We start from the raw sequence: 17,269 nt of genomic DNA, 5'->3' as shown, positions 1-17,269 counted from the left end.
CTGTGTGCTCCTAACGGTGACTGGCTAAATAGAACCGGACCAGTTCTTCAATCAATTCATCTCGCTCTTTTTTCCGGATCAAACTTCTGGCATTATTGTGCCGAGGTATATAAGCTGGATCCCCGGACAAAAGATACCCTACGATTTGGTTAATCGGATTGTACTCCTTCTCTACCAGCGAATCGTATACCGAAAGTAGAATGTCCTGGGCGGAAGCCTCCTTTTCATCACCTTTTACATTGAACTTGACTGTCTTATCCATGGAGTCCATGTGTGACACACCTCGCTTCTTCAAAGAACATGTTTACCATGCTTCGTCGAATAAATATTTACCAGCTTGATCTAGTTATATCATAACATAATCCTAAGTCTCTACGGAAATCGAAAGCGAAATATTTAGAAAGTGTTCCAAAAAATTCGGGATTGTGTACAGCAAAATGTTGGATCCTGCTTACTATTGCTTGCTGTACACAATCTGGACAAATCTGTTACACGCCCCGGGCTATGAGATCCTCAGCGTGCTGCAGCGCCTGGGCGAGTTTGGAAGCATCCTTGCCCCCCGCTTGTGCCATATCCGGACGGCCCCCGCCGCCTCCGCCGCAGATCGAAGCCACTTCTTTAACGAGCTTGCCAGCATGGTAGCCTTGCTTCACCAGGTCCTGCGGAACGGCTACGACGAAATTCACCTTGTCGCCCGCTTTGGAGCCGAGCACGAGGATCGTCTCCGGAAGTTTGCCCTTCAATTCGTCTGCAATGCCACGGAGTCCATCCATACTGCCAGCCTGTACTTCAGCTGCAAGCAGCGACGTGTTCCCTACCTGCTTCACTTTATCGGTCAAATGGCTGGCCTCAATGGCTCCAAGCTTGCCTTGCAGGGACTCGTTCTCCCGGGCAAGATCCTTCACCTGTTGGTTCAGGCCCTCGATCCGCTTCGGCACGTCCGCAAGATTGCTCTTCAACAAGCCGGCGGCTTGCTTGAGCAGGTCCATTTGCCCCTCCAGATGCTCATAAGCGTAGCGGCCCGTTACGGCTTCAATGCGGCGAACGCCGGAGCCGATGCCACTCTCGCCAAGCAGCTTGAAGATTCCGATCTGGGAGGTGTTGCCTACATGGCATCCGCCGCACAGCTCGATGCTGTAATCTCCGACCTGGACGACACGGACGATATCTCCATATTTCTCTCCGAACAATGCCATGGCACCCATCGCCTTCGCTTCATCAATGGCCTTGCGCTCGATAACGACCGGAATGCTCTTCCACACCTGTTCATTCACGCGGCGCTCAATATCGGCCAGCTCCTCCTGCGTAATGCTGCCGAAATGGGAGAAGTCGAAGCGCAGACGCTGCGGTTCAACAAGCGAACCTGCCTGATTGACATGATCGCCCAGAACTTCCTTCAATGCTTTATGCAAAAGGTGTGTGGCTGTATGGTTCTTAACGATATCATTGCGCATAGCGGAATCCACCTGCGCCTTGACCGTATCGCCCACCTTAAGCTCGCCGAGCTCCACGGTTACGAAATGCACGTGCTGTCCATGCGGAGCCTTGAAGAGACCTTCCACTCGGGCACGTACAGATGCGCCTTCCAAAATGCCCTGATCGCTGACCTGGCCGCCGCTTTCGGCATAGAACGGGGTAACGTCCAAAATGACCTGACAGGTCTCGCCTTCACTGACGCTGTCTGCAAAACTGTCACCGGAAACAATGGCGAGCACTTTAGCCTCGCTGACGGTGTCATTATATCCAACAAATTCACTTTTAACCGTATAATCGGAAAGAACGCCGCCTTGGACCTTCATGCTTTCCGTTTCATGACGGGCCGCACGAGCACGATCACGCTGTTCCTTCATCGCGGCATCAAAGCCTTCACGGTCCACGGTCAATCCGTGCTCGGACGCATAATCCTCCGTTAAATCAAACGGGAAGCCATACGTATCGTACAATTTGAACGCGTCGCTGCCGCTGATTACCGATTTGCCCTGCTTCTTCGCTTCTGCGCTCACGTCTGCCAAGATGTTCAAGCCGTCAGAGAGCGTTTTGTGGAACTGTTCTTCTTCCGTTGCAATGACCTTCTCAATAAAGGCGCGCTTCTCAACGACCTCTGGGTAGTATACTCCCATAATATCGCCTACGGTTCCGGTCAAAGTATACATGAATGGTTTGTCCAGCCCGAGCACCTTTCCATAACGAACCGCACGGCGGAGCAATCGACGGATGACATAACCGCGGCCTTCGTTGGACGGCAGCACGCCATCGCCTACTGCGAAAGCAACTGTCCGGATATGATCGGCAATGACTTTCAACGCGATATCGTATTCCGTCTTTTCATTGTATTTAACGCCGGCAAGCTCTGCCGTCTTCTGGATGATCGGCTGGAATAGGTCGGTATCGAAGTTGGATGCCACATCTTGCAGGATGGAAGCAAAGCGCTCGAGTCCCGCACCCGTATCAATGTTCTTGTTCGGAAGCGGTGTATAGCTGCCGTCCTTGTTGTGGTTAAACTGGGAGAATACGAGGTTCCATACCTCCAGCCAGCGTTCATTCTCACCACCTGGGAACATTTCGGATTCCGGAGCATCCGTATCGTATCCTTCACCACGATCATAGAAAATCTCGGTACAAGGTCCGCAAGGTCCTTCCCCGATATCCCAGAAGTTTTCCTGCAGCTTAATGATGCGCTCCTTCGGGAGACCGATTTTTTCGTTCCAAAGCTTGAAGGCTTCCTCGTCTTCCGGATACACGGTAACAGACAGCTTCTCCGGATCGAAGCCGATCCATTTCTTGTCCGTCAGGAACTCCCAGGCCCAGGTGATAACTTCTTCTTTAAAGTAGTCCCCTATGGAGAAGTTGCCCAACATTTCGAAGAACGTATGGTGACGACGGGTTTTGCCGACATTCTCAATATCATTAGTCCGAATACATTTCTGCGAGTTCGCAATTCTCGGATTTTCCGGCTTCACACGCCCGTCAAAATAAGGCTTGAGCGGAGCCATGCCTGCATTAATCCAAAGCAGGGACGGGTCATTGTGCGGAACAAGCGATGCACTTGGCTCAATATTGTGGCCTTTCTCTGCAAAAAACTCTAGCCATTTGGAACGGATTTCACTAGCTTTCATCTCTACACTTCCTCCAGTCGTAATATAGGTCCGAATCACTTGTATTCGAACACAAAAAACGCCCCTGAATTGAATTCAGGGACGATGTTCTCGCGGTACCACCCTGGTTATCGTCCATTCGTCCTCCAGCAGAAATCTCCTGGAACAACATATGTAACGATCGCCTCGTAACAGCTGGATAACGGGAGCTACCCGGTGAATTTGAATCACACTCAAAAATTAGCATTCGGCTTAGGTTCGCTTCCAGGTTCTCGCAGCCAGCCGGAATTTGTCCGGGCAGGAACCTGTTCTCTGGGCAAGGTACACAAAGCCTACTGGATTTTCTCATCGATTTGTACGGTTATAGGTTTACCATTTCAAGTATATATAGGGTGAAACTATCTGTCAATGCATGAGCATTGCAGCAGAGACTGGAGCCTTCAGCCGGATTTCCTTCTGACATAATAGGCGAAAAAATGCTGCAGCAGCACTTTGATGACGGCAAAGACAGGAACAGCCAAAATTAAGCCTACGGTTCCAGCCACCTGTCCACCGACAAGTAGTGCAAATATGATCAGGAGCGGATGCATATGCAGCTTTTTGCCTACCACTTGCGGTGAGATGACATTGCTCTCCAGCGTTTGACAGACCATATTAACCACCGCCACCAGCAGCACCATCTTCCAGGAAATCGTAGATGCCATCACAAGCGCTGGAGCCGCGCCGAGAAAGGGGCCCAAATAGGGAATGATGTTAAACACCGCCACAATGCTTGCCAATAGCAGCGCGTAGGGCATACCGACGATCATGTACCCTACATAGGCTAGTACGCCGATAATTAAGCATACCAGGAATTGTCCGCGGACGTAATTCCCGAGGGCCGTGTCGATCTCTTTCAGCAGCGTGACAATCGACTTGCGGCGGCTCCGCGGCAGATAGGATACGGCGGTGCGCTGGAACACCTCAAAATCTTTTAATATGTAGAAGATCAGGAACGGAACAATTAACACATTAAACAGGATGTTGATGGTGTTGCCGATATTGTCCATGAAATCCGAAATTCCCCCGGCCAGCCTTGATTCCATCTGCAAGAACCAGCTGTTGACGCCTGTCCTTACTCCCGGGGGCAGCAGCCTGCTGTCCAGATTGGTCATCAGGCTCTGGGCGTTCATCGATAATTCAGGCAAATGCTCGTTGAGCTCCTCCAGCTGCCGGATCAGCATCGGAATCATATTGATCAGAATGACGGTAAGTGACGTCAGAAACACAGCGTAGATGAGCAGCACCGCCATGCTACGCGGAACTTTACGGTCGGAGAGCATGCATACTATCGGATTGAGCACATAAGATATGATCATGGCAACCAGAAATGGCGCCAGGACAGCCTTGAGAAATCGATAGACATCCAGAAACAGCGGACGCAGCAGCCAGACAAAGTAAAGAGAGATGAGTCCAAGCATTAACCATACCAACAATCGAAACCATTTGTTCTCGGTCAGCTGTTCCACACAGGCACCCTCCTTTTTCGAAAGCTACCCTGTAGTATATGTACAAGCTTCCAGAAATAAACTAACATTTCCGCAGGCCAACACGAAAAAGACTCCCTGCTGCTCAGCCATATAGACCTTCAGCAAGGAGTCGTTATCTAACTATATGTACGCGTTCTTAGGAAGACGCGTGCATAGGAGGGAAATCCGGCTGCATTTCATCACCGAAGAACAAATCATCCAGAGAGCTGAGCGTACCATCCTCTTCTACCTGGTATACGGACATTTTCTCTCCGTTGACTGTCAATTCGATAAAGCAACCCCAGCAATAAAACTGGTGGGAGCCGATTTTCCCGATATCTTTGGAACTACAGTTTGGACATTTCATCCTACCTCACCCTATCCGTTCACAGAATTAATGGCTTTTTCCAGACGCTGTTCGCTCATCGGGGGTACCATAACGGCACTTTCGCCGATAGCCATTTCCGCTGTGCAAGGCAGCCATTTGCGACCTTCGATCAAATCCGAGACAAATCCATCGGATATTTCCAACCCTAGTATTGTATTGCCCTGTTCCTGCTCAAAATAAACATCCGATATACGTCCGAGCAGGATACCATCCTCTGTCAAGACCTGCATCTCTTTCAGTTTGCGCTTGCCCAAAAGGAACGTAAGCGGTATATCATTGGCGCCCACCTTGCGGACAGCCTCTTGGCTCCGGATCATGACGGCATCTTCCCCGTATGCTACGATATCTTCCCATGAGACGCTTTTCACATGCGAGGAAAACAAAGCCTTGCCTTCCAGCTCCAACCCGGTAATCAACCAGTTCTCATCTAGTATAAAATCGTGGATTTTGCCGATTTCCTTACCGTTCTCCACGTCGAATACAGCCAGTCCAATCATTTCTTGAAGTTTCATACTGCAGTGGACACCTCCTCATCCTTCATGGTTTGAAATCAGCCGCCGGTCAACATTTCGTGAGCCAAAACGGATAATTTCCAAGGATGAAATGGACGAACGCATACCCCCTATTCTCTAGAAGGAGAAATCCCTTAACATCTATTTACGTAACCGATTAAGGATGGTTCCAATTTTTTGGGCAGTGTGCTCCATTTCTTGAGTAGTATTACCCAAACCGAAACTAAAACGAATCGCGGAGCGCAAAACAGGATCAGAAAGTTTCATTGCTTGGAGTACATGGGATATTTCCAGAGATCCCGACGTACAAGCCGAGCCGCTTGCCGCCGCAATTCCTTCCATATCGAGGTTCATCAGCATCGTCTCCGTATTGGCACCGGGAAAGCTGATATTTAGGATGTGAGGTAGGTAATGTTCCGAATTTCCGTTGATTACAAAAGCATCCTCGCCAATCTCCTGACGAAACCCTTCAAGCAGCGTCGATCTCAGCTCGCGATAATGCTGGATACGCGTCTCCATATTCTTAACGGTCCATTCCACTGCTGCCGCAAAACCGGCGATGCCGGCCATATTCTCTGTTCCGGCACGGCGTTTCTTCTCCTGCAGCCCTCCGAACAGACGTGGAGATACGCTGAGTCCTCTGCGGACAACCAATGCTCCGACGCCTTGGGGTCCGTTGATTTTGTGGGCGGAAAAACTCCACATGTCCACCGGCAGCTCGCGGCAGTTGATCGCCTCCGATCCCAATGCCTGAACAGCATCGGTATGAAACACGATGCCCCGGCTGCGGCAGAGCTCGCCGATTTCGCTGATCGGCTGAACGGTGCCTACTTCATTATTGCCATACATGATGGTGACCAGCACCGTGTTATCCTGAATCGCACCCGCAATGTCCTCCACAGAGACACGCCCAGTAGAATCGACGGGGACATAGGTAACCTCACAGCCCCGCCGTTCCAGCTCATGGCATGTATGAAGCACCGCATGGTGTTCAACTGCTGACGTAATCACATGCTTGCCATTCACGCCAAGCGACTCCAGCAATCCCAGTATAGCCAAATTATCGCTTTCGGTGCCGCCTCCGGTGAGCACCAGCTCGTCCGATTGGCATCCCAAAAGGGACGCAATTCGATCACGCGCCCCGTTGACGATCTTCTTCGCTTCCCGTCCAAAAGCATGAACGCTTGAAGCATTGCCGTATTGGCTTGTCATCACATTCATCATCCGCTCAGCAACCTCCGGATGAACCGGGGTTGATGCGGCATGATCCAAATATACTAATCTCATATCCGTCTCACCCTTATATATAGAACATCTTGTTTGTAGTTTTGCTGAGATTCATCAATGTTCATTCACCTAGTTTTTTTGATTTTTTTGATCTATAAACATGTATAAGCAACGTTCTCATTCACGGTTATTCGCCGAGTTTGTGATTTTTTATGTGATTTTTTTTATCTCTTTTCAATGGAGAGTTATGGCTCAATCATATCCATCATTAAGCATATATGAAGCACTCTTTCATAGCAACACTTCATCAGTTACATTTATGTAACAGAAATTATGTCGTCTATCTTAATCCAATGCCATTCACCTTCTGCAATTGACAATTTAATCTCACGTCTGAACGTGTGGATCAGTACGACAATCCCTGTCAATTCTGTATCCTGGTATTCATCGAATAGCTTCACTTTAACAGCACGGTGCTGATGAAATGATTCGGCCAGCGCTTGTTCGATCAATTCCATTTCCTGCGGGTCAAGAAAAGGCTTATCCTTTCGCCCCTCCTCGAGCTGCCTCCGAATTATTGTCTCCTTATGCTCCGGCAGCATCATACGGCTTGATTCCCATATCCGTTGCCCTCCAGTTTTTTACGCATTGTCAATTAATATTCCCTCCTCTTGTCTGCGATATCTAATCCCAGATACGTGAACGACCTCTGTTCAATCTCTGCCTCGATCAGCCCCCAAAGCATGGACAGCTTGTGATGGTACCCTCTACAGATAAATTCAACCTCGACGCCAAGCCTGGTTCTTCGATCTTCATAAACTTTCAAGCCGTGTTCGCGCATGTTTTTTCGTACCTGAGCCAAATCGGCTAAAGCTGCCTTTTGCAATCGATCGATGATGGCGTTGGTTATCGCGGGCATCTTTAATGCTCCAGCTGACAGGATACCCCGATCATTCTCCACGACATCAAGCAAGAGAGGTAACAAGATAAAATCCTTCACTAATTTTGATTCATCTGGCTTCAGCCCAATACTCATCATTTCCACCTCAAATTACAGGAACGTTTGTTTGTATTATATGCGAACATAAGTTCTATTATCAATGTAAATTTAACCCTATTGATATGACATAACTTACCGCCTGATCAACATAACTTTGAACGTTATAATTGAATTGAGGTGTTTTTATGTTTATTGATCCGATGTTACTTGCAACCGCCCCCGGACCATTCTCCGATCAGGGTTACATCTTTGAACCGAAGATCGACGGCCACAGGCTCCTGTTCTCCCAGCAGTCTGGCCGGATCAGATTATACACCCGTCATGAGACGGAATGTACCCAACAATACCCTGAATTACTGGTTCCGTTTGACTATGACATTCTTCTGGATGGTGAAGTGGCATGTGCCGGTCCCGACGGCGTTGATTTTGAGGAAGTCATGATCCGATTTAAAGCAAGTAAGGACCAGCGCATCAAGCAGCTGACCATATCTTCTCCAGTTACGTTTGTTGTGTTCGACATATTACAATATAAAGGGCACGACCTTCGGAAGATGCCACTGTTGAAGCGCAAAGAGATCCTTGCCGGCATAAAAATGCCGAACGAGCATTTCGGCGTGGTGCCTTTTGTGGAGGGAGCTGGTGAAGCTTTATTTGAACAGATGGTGAATCGTAAACTTGAAGGGATGGTCGGCAAACGAAAGAATAGTCTATATGTAAGCAGCCGATCACCAGCCTGGCAGAAGGTTATCAATTGGTCCTATACTGACGTGATTATAACCGGGTATCGGAAAGACGAATTTGGATTACTTGCCGCGGTTCAGAATGAGTCGGGTGATCTTCGATCGGCTGGAATCATTGAATATGCAACACAAGCAACCAGGAAAGAGTTCTATTCGATGAGTCGATCCCTTGTAACAGGTGAGGATAAAAAATTCATCTATTTGAATCCAACAATTCGAGGACGGGTTAAATATCGAAACTGGACTAAATCGGGGTTGTTGCGGACGCCAGTATTAACGGAACTCATAGGATGAGATGAAATAAAAGAATAACCCTGCATGCAATTAAGATGCAGGGTTATTACTAATTTTTATGTTACTACTAATATGCATCTACCTGAAAAGTAAGAATGTTTTTAAATATTACATAGTCAATCCGAGACTTGAACGGCCCCTTGTTATTGCCATATTTATTAATTCCAAATTTCGAAGGACCTGCACCAGCATCTTTGTTATCGTACCACTTTATAAATGAATTAATGTCGCTCATGGGTAGATCATATTCCTTTTCTAAGCCATTTACCATGGTTACTACCAAGATAGCTCTTTCACCTTTTGGCTCTGTCGGGTTCGTTGGGTCCGTTGGGTTCGTTGGATCCGTTGGGTCCGTTGGATCCGTTGGGTCCGTTGGATCCGTTGGGTCCGTTGGGTTCGTTGGATCCGTTGGGTCCGTTGGGTCCGTTGGGTCCGTTGGGTTCGTTGGGTCCGTTGGGTCCGTTGGGTCCGTTGGGTTCGTTGGCTCAGTAGTTTCTTTGTTTGGTGTTGCAGAAGCTTCATTTGAGACAACAAATTCTCTGCCTTTTACAATTGAAATAACTTGAAAGTAATACGTTGTTCCGTTAATTAAATTAGGAACTGTATATGTATTATCTGTGTTTGAAACAGTAATTGATTCGGTATATTTTCCCGACTCTGTACCATATCTGATAATATATTCGTCCGAGTAAGTCGTAGGAGTCCAATTTAAAGCGACCTGTGCATCTCCGGCTTTAGCAGTCAGATCAATGGAATCTGCAATACCGAAAGTTAGTTCATTAATTGCTGCCCATGATGACTGTCCATTCACATTAATTTTTAATCCCGAATAAGAGCCTCTAAGTATTTGAACTGGTGGATTAATTGAATTATTCCCCGAAAGTCTCAGTGTCGTTGGACCGCCAACCTTGACCCATTCGTCATTCACTTTACCAAAAATAGTATATTCTACAGCAACCGCAGGGGTGGCGTTTGTAGCAAATTGAACGAAGTTTAAATCTAATGGTGCTGGGAAAGTCAATTCAATATTTGCCTTACTACCACTCGCATTCCACCTAGTTTTGATATCTCCGTCTATTGCATTTTTTGGATGAAAACTACTATAAATATTGTCAGCTGTCGCAAGGGTCCCTTCAGGTGCAGCAAAGCCCATCATCCCCTCTACAGTTTTTCCGGTACTCGATGCAGCTACAGTTTGACTAAATAGAGATAGGGTGAGACACAGGACTAGTAGAAAAGAAAGCATTTTTTTATTCATTCAGTTGATCCCCTTCACATTCTTTATTTACTTTTCAATGTAACGGAGGGATAAATAAATGTCCAAACATAAAATTACACATATAGACATAGTTGTAATATATTATACATTCAATTTTTATTACCCAGAATAAATACAAAATCTATTATAGAAGTTAATTTTATTAAAAAACGCTAAAAAGACCCCACCAGCAGTAGCCGGTGGGGTCTTTTTACCGTTGCTCACGAATTATTTGTAATGTGATGTTGGATAAATTACTACATTACCACCGTTAGCTTCAACTACAACTTCAACTTCTTTCATTCCACTGATATTCAACTCAATTTGTTCTTGAGTTTCCTTGGAAACAAACAATGACTTTAATTCTTCTTTTTTATCTCTGTTTTTAATGATTATTGTTGAGTCTTTGTCAATAGCACTAACATCCAACACTAAAGATTGATAGTTTGCTCCAGGTTGCAAATATATGCTTGAAGAGTACGCTTTTTTTGCAAGGATCACTTCTTTAAAATCCCCAGTGTATGCATCGTCTCTAGTTAATGCAGCGTTGTAGTACTTTACTTGTTCATTCAAAATAGGCGTTTCCTTTAATTTCTCACCTATATGTACTGTGCCTTTTGCTTTGTCAATCGTTATGTTTGTTTTTGTTGCTTCTTTAACAGTGCTCACCGGCAAATAGTATTGACCATTTACCAGTATAGGCTTGCCCGAATTACTCCAAGCCTTTCCATTCAAAACATATTTGAAGTTCTGAATCGTGCCCTTGATTTGTGGGGCTGCTGCATATACGGCAGTACCACCCAACATCAATAGTGCAGTCATAGCTATAACAATTTTCCGTTTCTTCATTCTTTCTTCCTCCTTTTTACTAATTTCCCCTAATCTATTAACTTATCGGACAAAAGACCGAATTAATTAATAGATAGATACTAAAGGAGGAATTACATATGCTTAAAGAACTAAAAATAGCTATAGATAAACAGCAACAGGTAAGTGTCCGCACTAAAGATGGAACTATAACAGTTGGATTACCAAAACATTCTGTTGATCCAGAGAGAGTTAAAATATATACACAAAATGAAGTCGTATCTATTCCGTTAAATGAAATAAATCATGTCATGAGAATCATTAGTCTCTCAAAAAAATAAGGATATCAAGTAACAGTAGAAGAACATTGATAATCATCTTGTTTGTGCATTCCTTAATTTATTGATCACATAATTCTATTTTTACATAATTTTTACATAAAATATATTTACATACAACTAAGTTAAAGCTATAGTAAATGATGTAGATAGGGATGGCAATAAAAGGAGAATTAAGAACAGATGCGCCTATTTAAAAACAAGTTTCTCACAGTTGTTTTATCCGTTACACTTGGCCTATCTGCTTTAACCCCTACATACGCTTTTGCCTCAGAGAATGAAGCGATAGTCTCTCCAACCACAGCTAGTAATCATATTTCTTCTTCCACGTCATACTCTGAAGCAGTAGCCCCACAAGGTGAAGATGGAATAATTGAGACTCAAGGTCTAAAAAAGACTGCGCTTGTATACGCCCTTAGACATGGCGGCAAGGCTCTTGATGACCTTCTAGACTGGTTGGGGGTCGCTTCTAAAGAAGCCGGGTATGTTACAAAGAATGCGAATAAAATTGCAGATTTCCTTGACTCTGTTACAGATGAAGTCGAAAAAAGATTGATTGATTTCTTGATTTTCGAATGTGGGATCCCACAAGGAGCTGCACGGGTTATTGCCTACGCGATCACGGGAATAATTCTTTAAGGTAATTTAAAAATCGACGCCATCCTTATCTACTTATTAAAACAGAGGAGTTTACTTTATGAAAAATTATGAGGATCAAATTGAATTGCTAAAATATCAAATTAAATTGATGAAGATGATTATTGGCGGGGATGATTATCCGTATTTCATGTATCTCTTGGACCACGACATCTCAGAAAATCAATCAAGACTATTTAATGATATTCTTAGTATTCTTAACCTTAGACAGAAATCGAATTTTTTAGAGTATGATACTGAGTATCCTGGTGTCATTAAAGAGTTAAAAGAAAAGATCAGTAATTTAAACATAGCAGAGGAAAAACTTTTTTCAGGGGATAAGCCAAGCTATAATGAGTTTGAACAATATGTAAACAAAATTTTTCCTGAACATGTGAATCCCAAATATCTGCTCATGAGCATGGAAGGACAAAATATTTACAAAGAACTATCAACCTTTTTATTATCTGATTCAGAAAACAAATCCCCCTTGGATTTGTAATAATAGCTCTGCCAAGAAATAAACGGCAGAGCTATTTCATTTTTAACACATTTAATGAGCTGTTATCGTAGCTGTCTTAGTTTTGTTATCCCAGCCTATCTCTGCACCTAATGCCTCTCCTACTGCCCGGAGTGGTACATATGTCACTCCGTCCATTAGCTTACCGTCTTTTATTTGCTTGCCGTTTACCATGACATTTACCTTGTCGCTCACCGTAGCTGCATTCCACTTCTTTTTAAGGCCTAAGTATTTCGCGATCCCCGCGACATGTCCAGCGATCAAAGCGTCAATCACTTTCTGCCGCTTAAGCTTGGCCGCATCCGCTGCCACATCGATAAACAGGTTCTCGGTCAAGACAGCAGGCATCTTAGATTCACGAACCATATGCAAGTTTGCGGCTTTCTGACCACGATCGATAACGCCAAACGGCTTAAGTGCCGTCATGATCTCGGTGTGAAGTACGTTCTGCAGAGAGCGTGACGAAGTCGAAGCATTGGTATATCGGAAGGATTCAAACCCGCCAGCGCCGCCCCCGGCATTACAATGGATGGAAACGAGAAGATCCGCACCTGCTTTATTGGCTGCATCCGTCCGCTCTTTGAGCTCAAGGAATACATCCGTTGACCGGGATAACAGCACTTTCACGCCTTCATAATCACGTTCTAGCTTCTTCTTCACTCCGAGGGATACAACTAAGACAACATCCTTTTCCTTAAGGCCATTACCAACAGCTCCCGGGTCCTTCCCGCCATGGCCAGCATCAATCCATACCTTCCTCATGACTTAATCCCTTCTTTCGTTTGCTTGATTGCCTGGTGTCCAAATACAGCAAAGGACCCTGCAAGGATTCCCTGAATAATCGCTTCAACAGACCATCCAAGCAGACCGATCGTCAACCAGACAGCAATGATTATCACAATGTATACGATGCTCCAATCCGCAACCTTTGGTGTTTTTTTCAAGAAGTATCCGATAGCCCAGCAAGCGGCCACTACGATAAGCAGCCGTGGATCGATCAATTCAAAAATCATGTTCCATTCCATATACATTCATCCTTTCCTATTCTTATGTTTATCAGTGCCTTGGAAACCGGTCTTTGATGTCTCGAAGTTCCCCAATAATTACGTCATATTTATCACTAAACTTGTCCAACAAGTCCTGCAATCTACCCTCTCGTTCCTTGTTGGCTCGCATCACATAAATTAGCAGCCATACAAATAACAAGGCAAATGGTCCTTGTGTTATAAAGTATTTAACGACTTCATTCTCCATCGCCCTTCCCCCTGTATCTCTAATAGAAATAGCACCTGGACCACCCATAGGCACATAACTATTCTTCATTCTCAGATTTGTCGGACTTCTGCAATTTAGCAAGAGCATCCCCAACATTGTGATCAACCGCTTTTAAGATTTCGAGCTGCTGGTCCGGATATGCTTGGAGCATAATGTTTATCACTGCGGCGATTTCTTCCACCGGGGTTGTCAGATCGATAAGCAGCTCTACCTTCGTCATCCTTGCCATATGACACCTCCTTTCAGGCAAAATAAAAGAGCCCGGGGGTACCGGACTCTAATAATTACATTATTTAATTGCGGCGAGTGCTTCATTTACTAGGCGGAGCTCTTCGGTAGCGTCTGCGATCATTGCGTCATACTCAGCGAGTTGCTTTTCTTTGGACACAAGACCTGGGGCCGGCTCACCGTTCATTCCGGATGTTTTAAGTATCTCAATTTCTGCAAGTATAGCTTTACGCCCTTCGATAACAGGCTTTAGCTTTTTGTTCTCAATGCTATATTTCAATTCTTCCAGACTTGCTTTAGAATCTCCGAGGTATTTATTTCCTCCTGTTGCCGGTTTGGACGGATTCGTACTAGTTGGCTCACTACTTACTGGAGTACCTTCGTTTTGATCACTCGTAACTGTAATCGTTTTACCACTCACTTTTATATCAGCTCCCAATGATTCGGATATAGCGCGGACAGGTACATTTGCTTTACCGTCTATAATTGCACCCTTATCCGCCAGCTTTTCTCCGTTTACAATAATGGTATACTCACCGGTTACTTTTTTTCCGATAAGCGATTTTACTGTATCCGCGAATGCGCTCGTTGATGTTGCTAGAACAAAACCGATAAGAATACAACCTACCGTATAAACTAATTTCTTCATAGCTCTTTTTTCAATACCTCCGTGATGGTTAGTTTTTCCTATGATACCATTACGCGGACGAGGTTGTGAAGGTTCTGTCTCCCCAGTTTTGGTTTTGTGTGTTTCCGTGATTGTGCGGCGGGAGATATACAGTATGCGTGTGGTTACTGTGAGCGCGACGTAAAGATTCTATCTCGGACCGTAATGAATACAGCTCAGATTGGAGCCCTGAAATTTGGTTTATTCCAATCTCAAGCCCGGTGACAGAGTTTCCATTCGTAAAATGTATAGCACCTTGTAAATAGGTCGTCCTAAAATTCGTCCCGACCCGCAAACCGTTATTTCCGATCACGTGAAGCTCATAATCATTTGCGTAAATCAAGCCCTGTGACTGACTCGAAGAGTTGTAATACGTGTGACCAGAAATATTAGCTGACGGATTGGTGCCGAGAGTTACACGTCTAGCATTATAACCATCGTAGAAAACAAAGCCGTCTGGATCAAGTTCAATGCGCTCTCCATAGGAGGCAGTCCGGATACGGCTTCCTAAGATATCCCCACCGGTGATATTAGTACCGTCAATTGTTGAAGCAGATATCCTTCCTCTAAACTCCCCACTTTGTGCGACCATGTGCCCGCCTGAGCTGACGGTAAACATCCCATTCCCCACATTTATAGAAGAACCAACGATAGCGCCATTCATGAAATTCGATGAATAGATATTGGCCGAGTTCGCCGTCAACCGATTGGCCACTACATTACCTTGCATGTCCACACGGAATGGAGCACTGTTGAAGTTCGCATGACCTGCTGCAATGCCGTTGGTGTTGATCTGAGTTATGTTATTTCCCGATCCGATCAGCATGGATACGAAGCTACCGAGCTGACCGATGATCGTTTCAGCAACTACTCCGCGGGCAGTAATAGCCGATCTAATGGTTTGCCATCCGTCCGTTGAAATACCTATGCCGGCAGCTGTGAACCTTACTTGATTGTTGGGGTTATTTTTCTCCCTGGCCAGAATACCGCCTTCCGGTGGATAGACCAGTTCCGTCTTGGAATTGTTTATGTCCGTGATCGCTTGTTTCGCTGCAGCTTCGAAGACCTCCGTCCGGATCCTGCCGCCGGAAAGCAGGTTATCCATCACCTTTCGGGAACGCTCAAGGTCCGCAATCAGGTCAATGTCATCCTTCAGGGCAAAGTTGGCCAACGTGACTTTGCTGTGCTGATCGTTCGAATATGGGTACTCAACCAGCTCCACGATCCGCATGGCAATCCGGTTCATTTCCATCTTCGGATCATACGCTGAAGCAGCGTCCCCCAGGTCTTGTGGGTGTTCATCCCTATCGATCTTGTGCAGGTCCGCTGCTGTTATCGTGATTTCAAGCTCCGGCATTTCCTTCTTCCGCAGCTCTTCCCGGGTGGACTTTAAAAGCTCCACCGGATCTTCAATATTTTGCTGGATGTTCTCGCCGTCGAAGTACGGTACCGAATCACTGCCCCAATAATTCACATATGGGGAAAGCAGATAGTTAACCATGATCTTCCCGTTCTGGATGGCCCCCGGTACCGACTGCAGGAGGCTTCGTTCTTCGGCTGTCAGATTATCTGCAGACATCCCGACCCACGTCCGACCGTCTTTCATATGAGCATACATTCGGGTTACAAGGTTTGTGCTGTCGTCCTTAAACGAATCGGAAATGATGTTCTTCTTCGTCCGGTACTCGTACCGATCATTCTGTGAACCTATCTTTTTATGGATATGAATCACAAAGTTGTCCGGACGGATCTCCGCTTTGAATGTGTTAATTACCTGGTTGAGCGCAGCCAGCGCTGTTGTACGTCCAAAGTCTTTAATATCCCACATATCGAATGTGTCGTGAATCTGAAATGTAAAACGCCCGCCGGTCCATGCGCTGATTTTATTTAGCAACGTCGAGATGTGAATCCCATAAGCCTCATCGATGTATTCGTCGTACGGCACCTTATAATCATTCAGCTTAAACATGACATGCGTGCAGGTGATTTGTGCCGTCAGCTTCTTCTTATCCCGTTGTCGTTGCCGGGCATTGATCACGTAATATTGCCCGCGTTCATCCCGAACGTGGCCCTTGATCTGGATCTTTTCGAGATAGTCCTCACTGGTCATGGGCACTAAAAAAGACAGCTCATAATCACTATTGAGCCGTCTTCGTCGTTCAATGTTATACGCATCGATCAAGGTACCAGTGCGCTTTAGGTTCTTGTCGAATACCTCCAATGTTGGATTAGGCAATGTATCGCCTCCCTAATATAAAAACTTATCGCGGTGAGTAATTCGGAAGAGGATCGTCCGCCCGGTGGCCGGGTCCGTCCAGGTAAGGTTATTTCTCCCGAGGTTTAGGTCAAAGAAATCACCCTTGTACAGATGGGAGACGTTCTCCCCGTTCCGCGTGATCTTGAACTTCTCGCTATCAATCACGATGATGTCACCGGGAACGAACGGCCCTGTAAATTCAATCTCATCGACATGGTACCGGCTCGCCTTCCCCTGCAGGGATGAAATACCATGCATGATGGCTTTCTGCAGACGTTCCCGGACAAAACCGATACTCATCCCGCTGTCCGCATCCATTTGGGCAGCAAAGGAGATTTCGCGAATAAAGTCCACCTTCATCCCGCCTTCTCCATTCATGGTCGCCTGTCCGGTCATCTCGACCGCCGAAGCAGCCACAACCCCTGCGCATCCGCTGAGGACGGCCCGGCCATACACGAACATCGTTACGGGACGATTAAACGGCAGCCTATTGAATGGTCCTCTGAACATACGCCCCTC

General features: G+C 45.8%; 20 protein-coding genes and 1 pseudogene. 4 read left to right on the top strand and 17 right to left on the bottom strand.

Going from position 1 to position 17,269, the window contains the following annotated elements; genetic code table 11:
• Positions 1–10 precede the first annotated feature (10 nt).
• The 8 genes and pseudogenes from MKY48_RS08830 to MKY48_RS08795 form a co-directional block, all read right to left on the bottom strand.
• Complete coding sequence (locus tag MKY48_RS08830) at positions 11–271, bottom strand: IreB family regulatory phosphoprotein (protein ID WP_006208869.1); 261 nt, start codon at positions 269–271, stop codon at positions 11–13.
• A gap of 217 nt (positions 272–488) precedes the next feature.
• On the bottom strand, positions 489–3,116 hold the full coding sequence (gene alaS, locus MKY48_RS08825) for an alanine--tRNA ligase (RefSeq protein WP_339271781.1): 2,628 nt from the start codon (positions 3,114–3,116) through the stop codon (positions 489–491).
• 419 nt (positions 3,117–3,535) lie between these two features.
• Positions 3,536–4,603: an AI-2E family transporter gene (locus MKY48_RS08820; protein WP_339292753.1), complete on the bottom strand. Its 1,068-nt coding sequence runs from the start codon at positions 4,601–4,603 to the stop codon at positions 3,536–3,538.
• Between the two features lie 157 nt (positions 4,604–4,760).
• Positions 4,761–4,970: a hypothetical protein gene (locus MKY48_RS08815; protein WP_071222775.1), complete on the bottom strand. Its 210-nt coding sequence runs from the start codon at positions 4,968–4,970 to the stop codon at positions 4,761–4,763.
• Positions 4,971–4,981: 11 nt separating this feature from the next.
• Positions 4,982–5,503: a PRC-barrel domain-containing protein gene (locus tag MKY48_RS08810; RefSeq protein WP_076320455.1), complete on the bottom strand. Its 522-nt coding sequence runs from the start codon at positions 5,501–5,503 to the stop codon at positions 4,982–4,984.
• Positions 5,504–5,644: 141 nt separating this feature from the next.
• Positions 5,645–6,790 (bottom strand): cysteine desulfurase family protein, encoded by a 1,146-nt coding sequence (locus tag MKY48_RS08805; protein ID WP_339271779.1) that lies wholly within the window; start codon positions 6,788–6,790, stop codon positions 5,645–5,647.
• A gap of 257 nt (positions 6,791–7,047) precedes the next feature.
• Positions 7,048–7,379, bottom strand: a pseudogene (locus MKY48_RS08800) (YolD-like family protein).
• A 6-nt stretch (positions 7,380–7,385) separates the two neighbouring features.
• A complete protein-coding gene (locus MKY48_RS08795; RefSeq protein WP_339292752.1) occupies positions 7,386–7,766 on the bottom strand; it encodes a hypothetical protein in 381 nt (126 codons plus the stop codon).
• Positions 7,767–7,915: 149 nt separating this feature from the next.
• Between MKY48_RS08795 and MKY48_RS08790 the strand changes: the two genes are divergently transcribed.
• A complete protein-coding gene (locus MKY48_RS08790; protein ID WP_339292751.1) occupies positions 7,916–8,764 on the top strand; it encodes an ATP-dependent DNA ligase in 849 nt (282 codons plus the stop codon).
• 67 nt (positions 8,765–8,831) lie between these two features.
• Here the strand turns inward: MKY48_RS08790 and MKY48_RS08785 are convergent, their stop codons facing one another.
• A complete protein-coding gene (locus tag MKY48_RS08785) occupies positions 8,832–10,022 on the bottom strand; it encodes a fibronectin type III domain-containing protein (RefSeq protein ID WP_339292750.1) in 1,191 nt (396 codons plus the stop codon).
• A gap of 228 nt (positions 10,023–10,250) precedes the next feature.
• A complete protein-coding gene (locus MKY48_RS08780) occupies positions 10,251–10,871 on the bottom strand; it encodes a stalk domain-containing protein (RefSeq protein WP_339292749.1) in 621 nt (206 codons plus the stop codon).
• 98 nt (positions 10,872–10,969) lie between these two features.
• Between MKY48_RS08780 and MKY48_RS08775 the strand changes: the two genes are divergently transcribed.
• The 3 genes from MKY48_RS08775 to MKY48_RS08765 all read left to right on the top strand — a co-directional run bounded on the left by MKY48_RS08775 (position 10,970) and on the right by MKY48_RS08765 (position 12,305).
• A complete protein-coding gene (locus MKY48_RS08775) occupies positions 10,970–11,170 on the top strand; it encodes a hypothetical protein (protein ID WP_339292748.1) in 201 nt (66 codons plus the stop codon).
• 180 nt (positions 11,171–11,350) lie between these two features.
• Positions 11,351–11,806, top strand: coding sequence for a hypothetical protein (locus MKY48_RS08770; RefSeq protein ID WP_339292747.1), 456 nt, complete (start codon positions 11,351–11,353; stop codon positions 11,804–11,806).
• A gap of 58 nt (positions 11,807–11,864) precedes the next feature.
• Positions 11,865–12,305, top strand: a complete 441-nt coding sequence (locus MKY48_RS08765; RefSeq protein WP_339292746.1) for a DUF1878 domain-containing protein — start codon at positions 11,865–11,867, stop codon at positions 12,303–12,305.
• 51 nt (positions 12,306–12,356) lie between these two features.
• Here the strand turns inward: MKY48_RS08765 and MKY48_RS08760 are convergent, their stop codons facing one another.
• The 7 genes from MKY48_RS08760 to MKY48_RS08730 are packed head-to-tail and all read right to left on the bottom strand — an operon-like array spanning position 12,357 to position 17,260.
• A complete protein-coding gene (locus tag MKY48_RS08760; RefSeq protein WP_339292745.1) occupies positions 12,357–13,085 on the bottom strand; it encodes an N-acetylmuramoyl-L-alanine amidase in 729 nt (242 codons plus the stop codon).
• Complete coding sequence (locus MKY48_RS08755; RefSeq protein ID WP_339292744.1) at positions 13,082–13,348, bottom strand: phage holin family protein; 267 nt, start codon at positions 13,346–13,348, stop codon at positions 13,082–13,084. The genes MKY48_RS08760 and MKY48_RS08755 overlap by 4 nt, the downstream gene beginning before the upstream one ends.
• A gap of 31 nt (positions 13,349–13,379) precedes the next feature.
• Positions 13,380–13,577 (bottom strand): BhlA/UviB family holin-like peptide, encoded by a 198-nt coding sequence (locus MKY48_RS08750; protein WP_339271762.1) that lies wholly within the window; start codon positions 13,575–13,577, stop codon positions 13,380–13,382.
• 58 nt (positions 13,578–13,635) lie between these two features.
• The gene (locus MKY48_RS08745; RefSeq protein ID WP_339292743.1) at positions 13,636–13,827 is read right to left on the bottom strand and encodes a hypothetical protein; all 192 of its coding nucleotides are present in this window, start codon (positions 13,825–13,827) and stop codon (positions 13,636–13,638) included.
• A 60-nt stretch (positions 13,828–13,887) separates the two neighbouring features.
• The gene (locus MKY48_RS08740) at positions 13,888–14,475 is read right to left on the bottom strand and encodes a stalk domain-containing protein (RefSeq protein ID WP_339292742.1); all 588 of its coding nucleotides are present in this window, start codon (positions 14,473–14,475) and stop codon (positions 13,888–13,890) included.
• Positions 14,476–14,524: 49 nt separating this feature from the next.
• Entirely contained in the window at positions 14,525–16,729 is a 2,205-nt protein-coding gene (locus tag MKY48_RS08735) for a prophage endopeptidase tail family protein (RefSeq protein WP_339292741.1), read from the bottom strand.
• A gap of 12 nt (positions 16,730–16,741) precedes the next feature.
• On the bottom strand, positions 16,742–17,260 hold the full coding sequence (locus tag MKY48_RS08730; protein ID WP_339292740.1) for a hypothetical protein: 519 nt from the start codon (positions 17,258–17,260) through the stop codon (positions 16,742–16,744).
• Positions 17,261–17,269: the final 9 nt, after the last annotated feature.

The organism is Paenibacillus sp. FSL W8-0187 (genome assembly GCF_037969755.1).
Classification (GTDB): Bacteria; Bacillota; Bacilli; order Paenibacillales; family Paenibacillaceae; genus Paenibacillus_AQ.
This window is presented reverse-complemented; position numbering and strand designations above follow the sequence as displayed.